General features: G+C 40.1%; 10 protein-coding genes. 7 read left to right on the top strand and 3 right to left on the bottom strand.

Going from position 1 to position 16,784, the window contains the following annotated elements; translation table 11 throughout:
• Position 1: 1 nt before the first annotated feature.
• The 5 genes from NYP54_RS03705 (at position 2) to dacB (ending at position 6,722) form a co-directional block, all read left to right on the top strand.
• Complete coding sequence (locus NYP54_RS03705) at positions 2 to 1,753, top strand: alpha/beta fold hydrolase (protein WP_283157215.1); 1,752 nt, start codon at positions 2 to 4, stop codon at positions 1,751 to 1,753.
• A gap of 28 nt (positions 1,754 to 1,781) precedes the next feature.
• Positions 1,782 to 2,636 (top strand): 23S rRNA pseudouridine(2605) synthase RluB, encoded by an 855-nt coding sequence (gene rluB, locus NYP54_RS03700; RefSeq protein ID WP_283157214.1) that lies wholly within the window; start codon positions 1,782 to 1,784, stop codon positions 2,634 to 2,636.
• Between the two features lie 2 nt (positions 2,637 to 2,638).
• Positions 2,639 to 3,820 carry an SAM-dependent methyltransferase gene (locus NYP54_RS03695; protein ID WP_283157213.1) on the top strand — a complete coding sequence of 394 codons (1,182 nt, stop codon included), beginning with the start codon at positions 2,639 to 2,641 and terminating at the stop codon, positions 3,818 to 3,820.
• Positions 3,821 to 3,857: 37 nt separating this feature from the next.
• Entirely contained in the window at positions 3,858 to 5,249 is a 1,392-nt protein-coding gene (locus NYP54_RS03690) for a phosphomannomutase/phosphoglucomutase (protein WP_283157212.1), read from the top strand.
• A 78-nt stretch (positions 5,250 to 5,327) separates the two neighbouring features.
• Positions 5,328 to 6,722, top strand: coding sequence for a D-alanyl-D-alanine carboxypeptidase/D-alanyl-D-alanine-endopeptidase (gene dacB / locus NYP54_RS03685; RefSeq protein WP_283157211.1), 1,395 nt, complete (start codon positions 5,328 to 5,330; stop codon positions 6,720 to 6,722).
• A 210-nt stretch (positions 6,723 to 6,932) separates the two neighbouring features.
• Here dacB and NYP54_RS03680 read toward each other — a convergent pair whose 3' ends face one another.
• Both NYP54_RS03680 and purL read right to left on the bottom strand, forming a co-directional pair.
• Positions 6,933 to 7,586, bottom strand: coding sequence for a DedA family protein (locus NYP54_RS03680; protein WP_117003280.1), 654 nt, complete (start codon positions 7,584 to 7,586; stop codon positions 6,933 to 6,935).
• Positions 7,587 to 7,816: 230 nt separating this feature from the next.
• Complete coding sequence (gene purL, locus NYP54_RS03675) at positions 7,817 to 11,704, bottom strand: phosphoribosylformylglycinamidine synthase (protein WP_283157210.1); 3,888 nt, start codon at positions 11,702 to 11,704, stop codon at positions 7,817 to 7,819.
• A gap of 229 nt (positions 11,705 to 11,933) precedes the next feature.
• On the opposite strand from purL, the gene NYP54_RS03670 reads away from it, so the two are divergent.
• Positions 11,934 to 13,190 carry a cellulase family glycosylhydrolase gene (locus NYP54_RS03670; RefSeq protein ID WP_283157209.1) on the top strand — a complete coding sequence of 419 codons (1,257 nt, stop codon included), beginning with the start codon at positions 11,934 to 11,936 and terminating at the stop codon, positions 13,188 to 13,190.
• On the opposite strand, the gene purT is transcribed toward NYP54_RS03670, so the two are convergent.
• Positions 13,162 to 14,364, bottom strand: a complete 1,203-nt coding sequence (gene purT, locus NYP54_RS03665) for a formate-dependent phosphoribosylglycinamide formyltransferase (RefSeq protein WP_283157208.1) — start codon at positions 14,362 to 14,364, stop codon at positions 13,162 to 13,164. The genes NYP54_RS03670 and purT overlap by 29 nt on opposite strands.
• Before the next feature lie 182 nt (positions 14,365 to 14,546).
• Here purT and ligA point away from each other — a divergent pair, with 182 nt between their 5' ends.
• Positions 14,547 to 16,601 (top strand): NAD-dependent DNA ligase LigA, encoded by a 2,055-nt coding sequence (gene ligA / locus NYP54_RS03660; protein WP_283157207.1) that lies wholly within the window; start codon positions 14,547 to 14,549, stop codon positions 16,599 to 16,601.
• Positions 16,602 to 16,784: the final 183 nt, after the last annotated feature.

The following is a 16,784-nucleotide window of genomic DNA, read 5'->3' as shown; positions in this document are numbered from 1 at the left end:
GATGATTCTATCGATGACCAAGCGCTTGTTTAGAACCAATCGCAGACTGTGTGTTTATCACAATGAGATTGATCATAAACGCAAGACGTTACTTTTTTTGCATGGTATTACCGGCAGTGCAATTAACTGGCAGGCGCAATTTAGGAAGTTCTCACCTGAGTATAATATCGTGGCTTATGACTTATATGGTCATGGGCAAAGTGGTCGCCCTAAAAAAGTCATTGAATGCTCAATGGTGCAAAGTGTGCTTGATGCACAAAGCGTGATTGAATATTTCAAACTTGAAAATATCACGATTATTGCTTATGGCTATAGCGCATTGATTAGCTTGCTGTTATGTGAAAAATATCCGAAATTGATTCAAAAACAATTGTTAATTAATCCGATCCCTTATGAACAATTAACCGATGTGCCATGGTATTTACAATGGCCATTTTCATGGGGCTATCGTTTTTTCCGTTTAAATGAAGCACAAGTTGAGTCGCAGGGCAATAATAGTGCTAGCTTGCCACGGTTATGGGTAATTAGAGCATATTGCCAAGCATTATTAAGCTTGCCTGCTTTGGATATACACCCAAGTAAGTTACGTATAAAAACTATGGTGTTGCGTTCAGTAAAATATCTGCCAGCTAAGCGTGAACGGGTTGATAACTTCTACAAGGTTTTTTATCGCGCACGTGTTAAACCGCTTGAAAGCATTTCACCTTTTCCAATGCGACAATCAAAAACACGGGTTAATCACTTTTTAAGTCAGACGATTGATGAGTTAAATATTCATGCCTTTCGCAATCTGGTATTTGAGGGTGCAGGTGTCAGAGGTATTGCCTATAGTGGCGCGATTACTGCACTTGAATCATTGGGTGTTTTGAAAAATATTCATCGTTTTGCAGGTACTTCAGCTGGTGCGATTTATGCAATTTTGTTGGCAGTTGGCTTTAATGCCAAAGATGTTGAAGAAATTGTAAGTAAGCTTGATTATCGGCTATTTATGGATGCTAGTCGCAATTTTATCAGTAACTCAACACGTTTAATTACTGATTTTGGCTGGTATAAAGGAGACTTCTTTATCAGTCATATGGCTGAGCTTATTGCGCGAAAACTTGGCGATGGTTATATCGATTTTGCGACAATGAAAAAACTAACCGGTAATGATTTATATATTATTGGCACTAACCTTACCAAAGAGTGTGCGGAAGTTTATAGTGCTGAGACAACGCCAACGATGCAAGTGGTCGAAGCACTTAGAATCTCAACGTGTATTCCGATGCTATTTCGTGCGGTTAAACGTAAAGATGGCAAAGAAGAAAATATTTTGGTTGATGGCGGGTTGATTTGGAACTGCCCGCTAGAGTTATTTGATGATAAAAAGTATATGCACAATACGCTTAATGCCTTGTATGATGGTGCGTCAAATGATGAAGTGTTTAATACCGAAACCTTGGGCTTTCGTCTAGATCCAAAGGAAGACCCCTTAAAGCAAATGCGCAAAGGCTCACAAGGGTTTCATAAGATAGGGCATATTTTTGAGTTCACCCGAGAGTTTATGAAATTCTATTCATTAGCTTCACTTAAGCGACACTTAGAGCCCAGTAATTGGAATCGTGTTGTTTTTGTTGATACCTTGGATATTATGGGCACGGATTTTGAGATCAGCCAAGAGGAAATCTACCAATTAATTGAACAAGGAAAAACAGGCGTATATGAACACTTTTCTTGGCGAATGAGTGAAAATGGGGTAAAGTTCCCGCAGTAATTGAATTTATTCTACGAAGTATATAAAAATGCGTAATCAAAATAAGCAAAATAAGCGAAACAACCAAAATAATCGAACTCCTAAATCAAATAGTGATCATAAAGACAAGTTGCAAAAACTCTTAGCGTTAGCAGGTCTTGGTTCACGGCGCAAGATGGAGGAGAAAATTCTCGCCGGACGCGTGAGTGTGAATGGTAAAGTTGCACAAATTGGTGATCGTGCGTCATTTGATGATAAGATCATTGTCGATGGCAAGCCATTACGGAACCAAGCAGTTGTATTATCGCGTCCTCGTGTGATTATCTACAATAAGCCTGATGGTGAGATTTGCACAAAGAGTGATCCTGAAGGACGCAAAACAGTATTTGATGCTTTGCCAAGATTAAAAATTGGGCGTTGGATTATGGTTGGGCGCTTAGATATTAACACCACAGGATTATTGTTATTTACTACTGATGGTGAGCTTGCTAATCGCTTAATGCATCCATCGTATGAAGTCGAGCGTGAATATGCCGTGCGCTTATTTGGTGATATTGAAGATAGCGTAATCGAGCAGCTTAAAATGGGTATTATGCTTGACGATGGCGAGGCTAAGTTTAGTAGTGTGCGCTTTGTAGGTGGCGAGGGTATAAACAAATGGTATCACGTCACTTTATCAGAGGGTCGAAATCGTGAAGTAAGACGAATGTTTGAAGCTGTTGGCGTGCAAATAAGCCGTTTAACGCGTGTGCGTTATGGCAATCTTACTTTACCTAGGTATTTAAGTGCCGGTAAATCAGAAGAGCTCAGTCCGCAGGATGTTAATGCTTTGCGCCAAAGTGTTCAAATGAGACGTTTTTATTTCCCTAAGAGTCTATTGGATAAATTAGACCGTAAGCGTTAATCATGAATCAAACAACTCTGCCAGAATTAAATTCAGATGAGCGTTTGCGTGTGGCAGAAATGTGTGCTCATATTGCCAAGGTCATTGCTAACAATAAGTCGCCGATTAGCTTTCAGCGCTTTATGCAAGAGGCGCTATATGCGCCAAATTTAGGGTATTACACAGCAAATAAACCAAAGCTTGGTGAATCAGGTGACTTTATGACAGCACCGATGAGCTCAAGCCTTTTTGGGCAAACCTTTGCTTTACAGTTTGCGGATATTTTGCCAAAACTCGGTGATAATCCTGTCATTATTGAGTTTGGTGCAGGTACGGGAAAGTTTGCTTTGGATTGTTTGCAAAAGCTTACGTCTCTTAATGCTTTGCCTTATGCCTATTATATTATTGAAGTCAGTCCTGATTTGAAGCTTGAGCAACAGCGTTTATTAAAGTCAATAGGGGATTATTATCAACATATTCATTGGTTGGATAAGTTGCCAACAGAAAAATTTAATGCGATTGTCTTTGCTAATGAGGTGATTGATGCCATGCCGGTTGAATTGATCTCTATTAAGGGTAAAGCAGCAAAACGCATGATGGTCGATCAGCAACAAGATCAATTTATCTGGTGTGATCAAGAGATTACTGATCCGTTATTAGCAGCAGCGATTAAGCGTTTACCATTAGAAAATTTGCTATTTATTAATGGTTATCAAACAGAAATTAATCTATGGATCGAGCCGTGGTTAACATCAATTCACAGTGTTTTAAATCGCGGTGTGGTTTTTATCTGTGATTATGGTTATCAGCGTGATTTGTATTACAGCAGTGCGCGTATTAAAGGCACATTGCAATGCTACTTCAAGCATCATGTGCATGATAATCCGTTGATTTACACTGGTGTGCAAGATATCACGGCACATGTTGATTTTACGACTGTTGCCGAATGCGCTGAAAGCCTTGGCTTTGTGCTTGATGGTTTTGCCACACAAGGCAGTTTTTTAAGCCAAGCTGGGATTATGTGTGCTTATGAAAAGCAGCAAACAGATTTAAATGAAAAAGAGAAATTACGATTAAATCAAGAATTGAAATTACTGACACTGAGTACTGAGTTAGCTGAGAATTTTAAAGTCATGGCGTTATCTGTTGACTATGATGATGTGATTGAAGCATTTGATGATATTGATGTAAGTTATTTATTGTGAAATATGTAAAAGATATAAAAGTTAAAGGAGTTGTAAATTGTTTAAAGAAAATGCATTAACACCTGAGCATATTTTTAGAGCGTATGATATTCGTGGGACTTATCCTGAAGATCTAAATGAGAACGTTGTGTTTAATATCGGTGTGGCATTTGCGAGGCAGGCACGTCTACACAGTGAACAAAAGGTCTTTATCGCGCGTGATGGTCGTTTATCAGGCCCAACCTTGTTAAAGTCATTAGCGGAAGGTTTGCAAGCTGGAGGCTGTGATGTGATTGATGTCGGCGCGGTGCCAACACCTGTACTTTATTTTGCTGCAAAAACACAAGGCAATGGTACCGGGATTATGTTGACAGGGAGTCATAATCCCGCGAATTACAATGGTCTTAAAATGATGATTGGTGGGTACACCTTAGCACAAGATGATATTCAAGTATTAAAACAAATCATTATAAAGGGTGAAGCAAAAGACGATACAGTGGGTACTTATCAATCACTTGCGATTGATGATAAGTATATTGACTATATTGCCAAACAAGAAAAGCTCGCTAAACCGTTAAAAATTGTGATTGATGCAGGTAATGGTATCACAGGTGAAATTGCTCCTAAATTGTTTAGAAAGCTAGGATGCGAAGTCATTGAGCTATTTTGTGAAATTGATGGCACATTCCCAAATCATCATCCTGATCCAAGTAAACCGGCTAATTTAAAAGACCTTATCGCTGCGGTTAAAACACACAATGCTGATGTTGGTCTAGCCTTTGATGGTGATGGTGATCGCTTAGGTGTGATCACACCTAAGGGTGAGAATATCTTCCCAGATCGTCAATTGATGCTTTATGCCGAAGATGTATTAAAAACGCATCCACAAGCAACCATCTTGTTTGATGTTAAATGTACTAAGAATCTTGCTGAGTTTGTTGAGAATCTAGGTGGCAAGCCGGTGATGTCACAAACAGGACATGCGCTGATTAAAAAGAAAATCAAAGAAACGGGTGCCGAGCTTGCCGGTGAAATGAGTGGGCATACGTTCTTTAATGATCGCTGGCTTGGCTTTGATGATGGATTATACACGGGTGTCAGATTATTAGACATTCTGGCAAGTAGTGATGCGTCTCTAGATCAAATATTTGCACGTATTCCACAAAGTATCAATACCCCTGAAATCAACATTGAAGTCACTGAAGAACAAAAATTTGTGGTGGTCGATAGCTTAGTGAAGCAGGCAGATACAAAGTTCAATAATGCAAAAGTCATTACCATTGATGGTGTGCGTGTTGAGTTTGAAGATGGCTGGGGCTTGGTTCGCGCATCAAACACCACACCATGCTTAGTCTTGCGATTTGAAGCTGATAGCGAAGAAGCGCTAGCGCGTATTAAGGATGATTTTAGCAAGTGGGTTGAGTCGGTTATAAATATCTGTGCCGTATGATCTGCCTGATAGTTTTATACCGCTCGTAAATCATTTTAGTAACTGGAGTTACCTGGAAAAAACATAAGGAGCACGTGTATGCGTGTGATATTCACAATAATTTTAGCTGTTGCTGCAATACAGTTAAGTCCTGCTAATACTCAGCTTGAGAGAACACTAACCTCAGCCATTAGTACTTATCATTTAGAGAGTGCACTGGTTGCGGTAAAAGTGATTAATGCAAAAGATGGTAAAACGGTATTAGCATTCAATAGTCAAAAGAACATAATGCCAGCAAGTAATGCCAAGCTTTTGACAGCGGCAGCGGCATTGCTAAGCTTGGGGCAAAATTATCAATATAAAACGAAACTTTATTATGATCGCAAAGATCAAAAAGGCGTTGATAATTTATATATTGATTTATCCGGTGATCCAAGTTTGACATCTGAAGCATTGGCAGCGTTGCTTCAGGGTCTTTCGCAGCATCATATTAAATCAATCGCGGGAAATATTTATCTCATTAATCAACAATTTCAAGGACGCAATTATCCGATTAATCAAAGTCAAAGTGATAGTGTGTTTGGCTTTGGCGCGCAAAGCTCAGCATATACTTTGAATGAAAACCAAGTGGTTTTAAAGCTTCAATCTCACGAAAATTATTTCAAGGTGGATAAGCTTGGTGGCGAGACAATAGATTATGACAATAAGCTGTTAGCCGCTGACGATAATATGCTTAAAACGTGCCAGTTTAATGCAAGTATGACTGCGCAAAATAAGCTTATTTTAGCAGGTTGTTTGCCAAAAGGAGATTTCACCTTTAAATTTGCGATTACCAACCCTCACAAAATGTTTGAGAAAGTGTTGAAACAGCAACTTAAAAAGCAGGATGTGGGTTTCAAAGGTAGTATCAAAGAAATCAATGGTAAACCCGCTAACCTTAAACTTATCAATCTGCATAATTCGCCTGATTTATCTGCTTTGCTTAAGCATATGCTTGTGCTTTCTGATAATCTTTATGCGCAAAGCTTGTTAAGAACTTTAGGTTATAAAACATATCAAGTGGGCAGTCTTGTCAGTGGTAAAAATGCCATGTTTGAGATTTTGCATAAAAAGCTTGCACTTGATACTAATAATATTCAGTTGGAAGATGGTGCGGGTATGTCCGAAAGTGATCTATTAAATGCTGATTTTATTGTTGATTTGCTTTATAAAATGCAATCACAGAAAAGCTTCAGTATTTTTAAAATGTCACTTCCAGTCTATGGACAATCAGGCACTTTAAAATGGCGTAATAATCAAGAATTGGTGGGTAAAGTCTTTGCCAAAACAGGCTCAGGAACAACATCTATAGCGTTATCTGGTTATATCAAAGCGCAGGATGGTCAGCAATATGTATTCTCGATCTTGATTGGAAATCTACTTGCATCACAGAAAAAACAAGCACTACAGTTACAAGACGATATCTTGCAAACGTTGTATCTATTTAAGCAGTGAAAATTAGATGTCTTCTAAGGGCAAGTTTAACAAAATTAAGATCTTGTTTCTGTCTTAACTTTGCTAAACACCCTATCCTCCCCCCAGAGTATCGTAAATGGTATATTAGCTTTCTTTGAACTTGCTAAGATGGGGTTAGATTATCAATAATCTGTTAATTAATAAACATACCGAATCATACAAAATGTATTGCGCCTGAAGTGGGTGAAGTTAATTGCTCTTTTGTTTTTTAAGTGAGCGACGCTTTTTAATTATTTCAATAATTGCAGGCATGATTGAAACAAGAATAATCGCAATAACAAGGTAGCTGAAGTTTTCTTGCATAAACGGAATATTACTAAAGAAATAGCCAAGATAGGTGATTGATCCGACCCAAATAAATGCGGCAATAACACTTAAAGTGATAAAGCGACGATAGGGCATCTCACCCATGCCAGCAGCAAATGGCGTGAAGGTGCGAATGATTGGCACAAAACGCGCGATAATAATGGCTTTGGCACCATATTTCTCAAAAAACTGATGGGTTTTTTCAAGATGAGAGGTTTTAAGAATTTTAGCATCAGGCTTAAAAAGCTTCTCACCAAATAAATGACCCACCCAATAGTTGACGTTATCACCCAAAATTGCAGCAAACGCTAAGACAAACACCATTAAATGAACATTTAGATTGGTGGTTGCGGTAATAATACCAACGGCAAATAATAAAGAATCACCGGGCAAAAAAGGCATAATTACTAAGCCAGTCTCGCAAAAAATAATTAAAAATAACAGCGCATAAGTCCAAAGTCCAAAGGTGTTAACCAGTGTGTTCATATGAACATTTAAGTTGAGTACAAAGTCAACAAGGTAGTGTATCAAATCCATAAAACAGCGAAGGCCTTCTCTTAGCAAAATTAAGTTGGCTGCATTATAACGAGAGATTGCTAGAGGGGCTATGAAAACCTTATTAACTATAAGGGATAATAAACGGCTGGCAAATAATTGATTCTTTTCTAGACTCAATAGTGTGTTTTTGAGATATAAAGGAATAGATGATGAATTTACTAAAGAAATCAATAGCGTTACTAATGGTAATGGGGCTTGCTAGTTCAAGTTTAACCAACCCACCTGCGCGCATTCATAAACAAGCGCATCCATGGTGAGTATTCAATATCTTTATTCTTCCAATCCGCAGGATACCATGACATTTGAACGAGCCTAAAGGCGCGCTCTGGATGTGGCATCATAATGGTGGCACGTCCATCAAGTGATGTGAAACTCGTGAAGCCACCTTCTGAGCCATTTGGATTTAATGGATAATGTTCGGTTGGCTTGCTGTGGCTGTCGATATAGCGCATGGCTGTTTGCTCATTGGTAATCAAATGATTTAAATCATCTTGGTGCTGATATTGCGTACGTCCTTCACCATGAGAGACAACAATAGGCATCTTTAAGCCTGTCATACCTTCAAAGATAATCGATGGCGTTTTTAATACTTCAACCATCGATAAACGTCCTTCAAACTGCTCAGAAAGGTTACGTACAAAGCGAGGCCAGTGCGTGGCGCCAGGGATAATATCCTTTAGTTGTGAGAGCATCTGACAGCCATTACACATGCCAACAGTAAAGGTATCAGTGCGTGCGAAAAATTGCGCAAATTGCTCTAAAAGGTTGGGATCAAATAAAATAGACTTTGCCCAACCGCCTCCGGCTCCTAACACGTCACCATAAGAGAAACCACCACATGCGGCTAGCCCTTTAAAGTCATTAAGATTAATGCGCTTATTTTGCAAATCCGTCATATGCACATCAATAGTATCAAAGCCACTTAAGGTAAAGGCTGCTGCCATTTCATTATTACTATTGACCCCTTGTTCACGTAAGATCGCTACTTTGGGTTTGCTCTCAAGGTTAAGATAAGGACTAGCAATATTCTCTTTGCAATTAAACGAAACTTGGGCAAAAAGACCATGATCGTTATGACCATTAATTAAATCATGTTCTTGATCAGCGCACAGTGCATTATCACGCATGCGTTGAATCTGATAAGAAGTTTCAGACCATAGTGCTTGCAGTTCAGCACGTGTCATACAGAAGACTTCATCAATATCGTGACTAATAATGAGCTTGGCATCATCGGTTGAGGTATTAGGTCGCCCAATCGCGTGGGCTTTTAACTGGAAGCTTGCAAGGACTTGCATTACGATGCTGCGATCAGTGTTTCTCACTTGAATCACTGCACCTAGCTCTTCATTAAAGAGTGCAGCATGAACATCATCACCAAGCGCATCAACGTCAATATCTAAACCACACTTAGCTGCAAACATCATCTCGCATAGCGTAGTAAATAAGCCACCATCTGAGCGATCATGATAAGCGCAAATCTTATCATCTTTAACCAACTGATGGATGGCAGCAAAAAAGCTTTGCAAAAGTTCAGGCTCAATATCAGGTGTTTCATTGCCAAGCTCATTATAACTTTGGGCAAACGATGAGCCGCCTAAGCGATTTTTACCTAAACCTAGATCGATAAAAATAAGGTCAGTCTCAAATGCTAAGCGCAGTTGTGGGGTTAATGTGCGACGAATATCCTGCACAGGGGCAAAAGCGGTAGCAACAAGAGAGACAGGGGAGGTTACTGATTTTTCTTGATTATCGTCATGCCATTTGGTTTTCATCGATAAGGAGTCTTTGCCAACAGGAATCGTTAGATCAAGTGCTGGACAAAACTCCATGCCAGCGGTTTTAACCATCTCATAGAGTCTGGCATCTTCACCAGGATGCGAGCATGCTGCCATCCAGTTGGCGGAAAGTTTGACATCAGATAAGTGATAGATGTATGCAGCAGCAATATTAGTAATCGCCTCTCCAATGGTGATTCTAGCAGCAGCAGCTGGGTTCATCATCGCTAGCGTTGGGCGCTCGCCCATTGCCATGGCTTCACCATGATAATCTGTGAAGCTTGCTGCAGTTACGGCAACGTCAGCTACAGGAACTTGCCATGGCCCGACCATTTGATCGCGTTGCGTCATACCACCAACCGTACGATCACCAATGGTAATTAGAAACTTCTTACTACCAACAGCGGGTAAACGTAAAATACGCTTAGCGGCATCTTGTAAATCGATACCACTATAATCCCAATTGCTATAAGCATTGGCAGTTGTCGTCACATTTTTCAATGTTTTGGGTGCTTTACCTAATAACAGTGACAATGGCATATGAATTGGATCAACACTCGAATTATCATCTTTTAAAATCAAAACTTGTTCTTCAGTGGCTTCACCAACAATGCTATAAGGGCAACGCTCGCGCTTGGCAATGTTATCAAAGGCGGATAAGTCCTTTTCAGCGATGGCAAGTACATAGCGCTCTTGTGATTCATTACACCAGATTTCTAGGGGCGATAAACCTTTTTCAGCCACTTGAATTTTATTAAGATCAAAGATAGCCCCACGCTCGCAGTCAGCAACCAGCTCAGGTAATGCATTGGATAAACCGCCCGCACCAACATCATGAATGCTAATGATTGGGTTATTAAGTCCCATTGACCAACAGCTATCAATCACTTCCTGTGCGCGACGTTCAATCTCGGCATTATCACGTTGCACAGAGGCGAAATCAAGATCCTCATTAGAGTGCCCAGAGTTAACGGAAGAGGCCGCACCTCCGCCTAGACCAATCAGCATCCCAGGGCCTCCTAAAACGATAATTTTGGCACCGACAGGGATTTTGCGTTTTTCGATATGTTCTTCTTTAATATTGCCATAACCACCAGCGATCATAATCGGCTTATGGTATCCCCAGACTTCACCATTTACGTTTTGCTCAAAACTACGAAAATACCCGCATAGATTAGGACGCCCAAACTCATTGTTAAAAGCAGCCCCCCCAAGAGGCGCTTCAATCATAATATCTAATGCCGAGGCAATGCGCTCTGGTTTGCCGTAAGGAGTTTCCCACGGCTGGATATCATGAGGAATATTTAAGTTGGAGACAGTATAACCTGTAAGTCCCGCTTTTGGTTTAGCACCTCGTCCTGTCGCACCTTCATCACGGATCTCGCCACCGGCTCCTGTGGCAGCGCCTGGATGCGGAGCAATAGCAGTTGGATGATTATGTGTTTCAACCTTGATCTGAATATGAATTGGCTCGCGTTTAAAATGATAGAGTCCATTATCATCACGCTGCAAACGCTCAGCAGCATAACCGGCAATAACTGCAGCATTGTCATGATAGGCTGAGAGGATGTTTTCTTTGTGATGTTCATAGGTGTTTTTGATCATTGGAAATAGCCCAAGAGATTGCGCTTGACCATCAATAATCCAATCAGCTCTGAAGATCTTATGGCGGCAATGCTCTGAGTTGGCTTGTGCAAACATCATAAGCTCAACATCATTAGGATCGCGATTAAGACTGATGAAGCCATCATGCAAATAATCAATTTCATCATCAGACAACGCCAAACCAAGCTCACGATTGATTTTCTCCAATGCGCTACGACCTTCACTTAATAGTGGAATGGTTCGCAGTTTGCCAACAGCGTGGGTGCTGATAAATGGATTGGTATCTGCAATTAAGAAGCTAACGGTTTGCATCATACGATCATGTAACTTAGCAGCTAATAGATTTAAATCGTTCTGTGCTAAGGATGATTGACTTTTTAAATAATAAACAATGCCGCGTTCAATACGTGTGACCTTATTCAATCCGCAATTGTGCGCAATATCCGTTGCCTTTGATGACCACGGCGAGATTGTGCCTAAACGTGGTGTGATGATAATGACTTGCCCTTGTTTATCAGTAAGCTGCCCTTTATCACCATAATTTAATAAAGCTGAGAGTTTATTTAACTCATCATCGTTTAATGTATCACTGTGCTCAATAAAATGAATATATTCCGCTTGAACCATCTCAATACGAGGATCAATGTCCTGTAATTTAGCTAAGATTTTTTGTTGATCAAACGAAGATAATGCGTCATTGCCAAAAAGTTGTAACATCTTTCCACTCGTGCAGAAGGTTTGTGTGCCCATATTCTGATAGATTTGTTGCAATTTATAAAGTGTAAAATGTGACTTTATTTATGCGTTAGAGTGATAAGTGAACAATGTTTTTGCTTATTATAAATTCTTGCTAAAAATAATATGAACTTGGGATGTGTTTGTATGTGTAAGGCGATATCATTTATGCGTTTAACTATTGTCTTTATCAAAAGGGGGATGAACTGTGGTGAATAATAAAAAACAACAACAATGGGTAACTGGGTTGCAAACGATAGTAGCAGTAGCAATTAGCGCTATGTCAATACAATCTTCTTTTGCCAACGTTGTTGCAAACAATGCGATGACGGATAGTTTTTGGCAAACACAAAAGAAAGGCGCGAATTTTTTTAGGCAACATCCGGCATCACTTAAAGATTGGCAAGATGCTAAGCAAGTGGGGATTGAGTTTTTCCGCATCCCGCTAGATGCTTATCTTGGGTATCCGGTTAAGCTAGATAATATTACCCAATTAACAACGTTTGAAATAAAAAGTTTTGATCAAAACTTAAAAGATGCGAAGACCACAGGTATTCCGATTATTTTGAGCTTCTTATCACTGCCTTTTTCAGTATGGAATCAGCAACATGATAATCGTGATGATCTAAGATTATGGCAAGATAAAAAAAATTGGCAGGCAGCGGGGGATTTTTGGGCTGCTGTTGCTAAGCGCTATAAAGGGAATTCAAATATTGTTGCGTATAATATTCTCAATGAACCACATCCTGAAGTTTTAAAACTTAAAAACAGTGATAGTGCTATTTTTAACGTGGATTTTACGAGCTACTACAAGAAAGTAGTTGGCACAAGTGAAGATTTAAATGCCTTTTACAAATACATGGTTAAACGTATTCGTCATGTTGATCCTGATACACCGATTATCGTTGATGCTGGTTGGTACGCGGAGCCGCCTGCTGCAGATTATCTTAAACCCATCAATGCGAAAAATATCCTTTATGCCTTTCACATGTATGAGCCATATATTTACACCACGCGCAAAATTAACAATGGTAAATACGTTTATCCAGGAAAAATAGCGACGGGGAATGATCAATTTAGTGATTGGAATAAGGCGACACTTGAGAAGTTTTTACAACCGATTGTAAACTTTCAAAAGCGCTATCATATTCCTAGTCAGCAGATTATTTTGGAGGAGTTTGGTGTTGATCGTATGACAAAAGGAGCCACTCAATACCTCAAGGATATTGTGAGTATTGCTAATAAAAATAACTGGCATTGGGCGTTTTACAATTATCGTGGCGATGAGTGGACAGGTATGAACTATGAGCTTGGCGTAAAGCCAATGAAGTGGCAATTCTGGAAGGATGAAGAAAAAACCAATCTTTTCCCAAATATTAGCTATGGCAAAGCCAATAAGTATTATGCTTATGATAAAAACAACCCATTGTGGCATGCAGTTATTGAGACGATGAAGAGTGTATCTTAATGCTATTGGCAGCAAATTGAGCACGCGCTTTAGCTGTTTCAATGTCTGCATCATAGGCTAAAGCAACTCCCATGCGGCGTTTGCCGGAGATTTCAGGCTTAGCAAATAAGCGAATATCCGTATTAATCTGGGATAAACCTTCATTTAAACCTGTGAAGCTTGGTGCTTGTGATTGCCCTTCAAGTAAAATCGCTGCTGAAGCGCTTGGCATGCGTGTCTCGATATTGGGAATTGGTAATCCTAAAATAGCGCGTAAATGCAGGTCAAATTCGGATAAATTTTGCGAGATAAGCGTTACCATGCCCGTATCATGTGGTCGTGGGGATACTTCATTAAAATACACTTCATCACCTTTGATAAATAGCTCAACACCAAAAATGCCATGCCCACCTAAAGCATCGGTGATGGTTTTGGCAATATGTTGCGCTTGATATAGTAAAGCATCACTCATCGCATGTGGTTGCCATGATAATCGATAATCACCATTTTGTTGAATATGACCAATGGGATCACAAAACGATGTGCCTTTATTGTGACGCACGGTGAGTAAAGTGATCTCATAATCAAAAGTAATAAACTCCTCAATAATCACTTTTTGCACATCGCCACTATTACCGCGTGAGCCACTTTGTGCATACTCCCAAGCAGCTTCAATCTCATCAAATGATCTAACAATTGACTGACCCTTGCCAGAAGAGCTCATCACAGGTTTTACAACGCATGGCACACCAATTGCTTGTGCTTTGATTAGGCAATCTTCTTTGTTATCAGCAAAGGCAAATTTTGAAGTAGGGAGCTTAAGCTCATCAGCTGCAAGTGAGCGAATGCCTTGGCGATCCATGGTCAGTTTGGTGGCTTTAGCGCAAGGTACAATATTAAATCCTTGTTTTTCAAGATTGATAAGCTCATCCGTAGCAATGGCTTCAATCTCGGGCACGATATAATCAGGTGATTTCTCTTGGATCAAAGCATGCAGCGCTTTGGCATCTTGCATATTAATTACATGTGCCTCGTGAGCGATGTGCATGGCGGGTGCGTTTTTATAGCGATCAACAGCGATAACATAAATGCCAAGGCGCTGTGCGCTAATGGCGAATTCCTTGCCAAGCTCACCTGCACCTAAAAGCATGATCTTGGTTTGTGATTTGGTTAAGGCAGTACCTAATATCGTCATTTTGATTCCTTCAAACAGTTTTCTGTCAATGATGTGTGAGTATGATAACAAAGGCTTAAGACGATTTGCTATGAATTTTATTAAGCGCAAGTATGATTAGCTATGTGAAGTGATGGGCTTTTGCTTTTCATCTTATTCCCCTTTTAGTATGATGGGCGCATGCTGTATAAGTCCTTTTTGACATGTCTGATTTATCTTTTAAAAAAAATAACAACCCTATTGAAATTCAAGAATATTACCAAAATCTATGTGAGGAAATTAATCGTTATAATTATGCTTATCATACTTTGGATGCGCCTTTAGTGAGTGATCAAGTATATGACAAGGCGTATCAAGCCCTTGCTGAGCTAGAGACGCAATATCAGGATATTTTAGATACTTCATTATCACCAACGAAACGTGTTGGCAGCAAGCCCTTAACAGCCTTTGAAGTTATTGCCCATAAGGTGCCAATGCTATCACTATCCAATGGCTTTGATGATGAGGATATTGCGAGGTTTTATAAGCGTTTAACAGAGCTTACACAAACGCATGCATTAAGTTTTGAATGTGAACCAAAGTTAGATGGATTAGCCATTAGCATTCATTATAAAAATGGTCGTTTGGATTATGCCGTAACCCGTGGCGATGGTGTTGAGGGTGAAAAGGTGACAGAAAATGTCAAAACGATTCGTAATGTACCATTGCAATTGAAGGGTGATAATTTGCCCAAAGAGATTGAAGTGCGTGGTGAAATTGTTATTAATAAGCAGGATTTTCTAGCACTTAATCAAATCGCTGAAGCGCGTGATGAAAAGGTCTTTGCCAATCCTAGAAATGCTGCAGCGGGCAGTGTGAGGCAACTTGATTCGCGCATTGCTGCCAAGCGTAAATTAAAGATGTATGCTTATGGCGTTGGTGCATATACTGGATTTAACTTACCCCAAACTCAATATGAGTTAATGCAGCAATTAAAGCTCTGGGGTTTTCAATTAACCGATGAGGTTGAAGTGGTTGACGGAGAAGAGGGCTTACTTGATTATTACCAACGTATGAGTCATAAGCGTGCTGATTTGCCTTATGATATTGATGGTTTGGTATATAAATTAAATCGTTTGAATTTACAAACTAAAGCAGGCTTTATTGCCAAAGCACCACGTTGGGCACTGGCGCATAAATTCCCCGCTGAAGAAGTCGAGTCAGAAATTTTAGCTGTTGATTTTCAAGTCGGGCGCACGGGTGCGGTGACTCCGGTGGCAAGGTTAAAGCCCGTTGCCGTAGGTGGCGTGATTGTTTCAAATGCAACATTACATAATATCGATGAAATTAAGCGCAAAGATATTAAAATCCATGATCGCGTGATTGTGCGCCGCGCGGGAGATGTGATCCCTGAGGTGATGCGTTCATTGCCTGAGTATCGCAATGCTAATACAACACAAGAGATCGTGATGCCCAAAGTGTGTCCTGTATGCCAATCAAATATTGAGTATATTAACGATCAGGCGATTGCGCGTTGTACAGGCGGATGGCATTGTCGGGCACAACGCAAAGAACGCATTAAGCACTTTGCTTCACGCAAGGCGATGGATATCGATGGCATGGGGGATAAAATCGTTGAACAGCTAGTCGATAAAGAGATAATAAAGACACCAGCTGATTTGTATGCTTTGAATTTGCCTGTTTTAAGCCAGTTGGAGCGTATGGGACGTAAGTCATCATTAAACTTATTAGATGCTTTGGAAAAAAGCAAAACCGTACTGTTGCATCGCTTTATCTATGCCTTGGGGATCAAAGATATCGGTGAGGTGAGTGCCAAAGCACTTGCCAATCACTTTGGCTCACTAGAGGCGATTAAAAATGCCACCCTTGAAGAGCTAATATCGATTCATGATATTGGTGAGGTGATGGCAAATCATCTTAAAGCTTTTTGGCAGGATTCTTTAAATATCGAACTTGTTGATGCACTGATTGCTGCAGGCATTACGATCATTGAGCCCAAAAAAGTTGCGGCTGAAGTAGCAGAAACTGCTGTTGATAATCTATTTTTTGGTAAAACCGTTGTAATTACTGGTAGCTTTACTGAGTTTACGCGCGATGAGCTTAAAGAGAAGCTTGAAGCATTGGGTGCTAAGTGTAGTGGCAGTGTATCAAGCAAAACTGATTTTCTCATTGCAGGGGAAAAGGCCGGTTCCAAATTAGCCAAGGCGCAAGCGCTTGGTATTAAAGTGATAACTGAAGATGAGCTACAAGTAAACTGATTAGTGAGATATCCCCCTCACCCGCATTGCATAGCAATGCGACCTCTCCCCTTGCGGGAGAGGTCGGCGGCGGGTGAGGGGTGAATATTAAAGCTTTTCAAAAACACTTAAAAGCTTCACAAACCGATGCTGAGGCTACATTATGGTATCATCTTAGAAATCGACAATTGTCAGGATATAAGT

The organism is Cysteiniphilum sp. QT6929 (genome assembly GCF_030035755.1).
In the GTDB taxonomy this organism is placed as follows: domain Bacteria; phylum Pseudomonadota; class Gammaproteobacteria; order Francisellales; family Francisellaceae; genus Caedibacter; species Caedibacter litoralis.
Note: the sequence above shows the minus strand (reverse complement) of the source record. Positions and strands in the feature narration are given on the sequence as shown.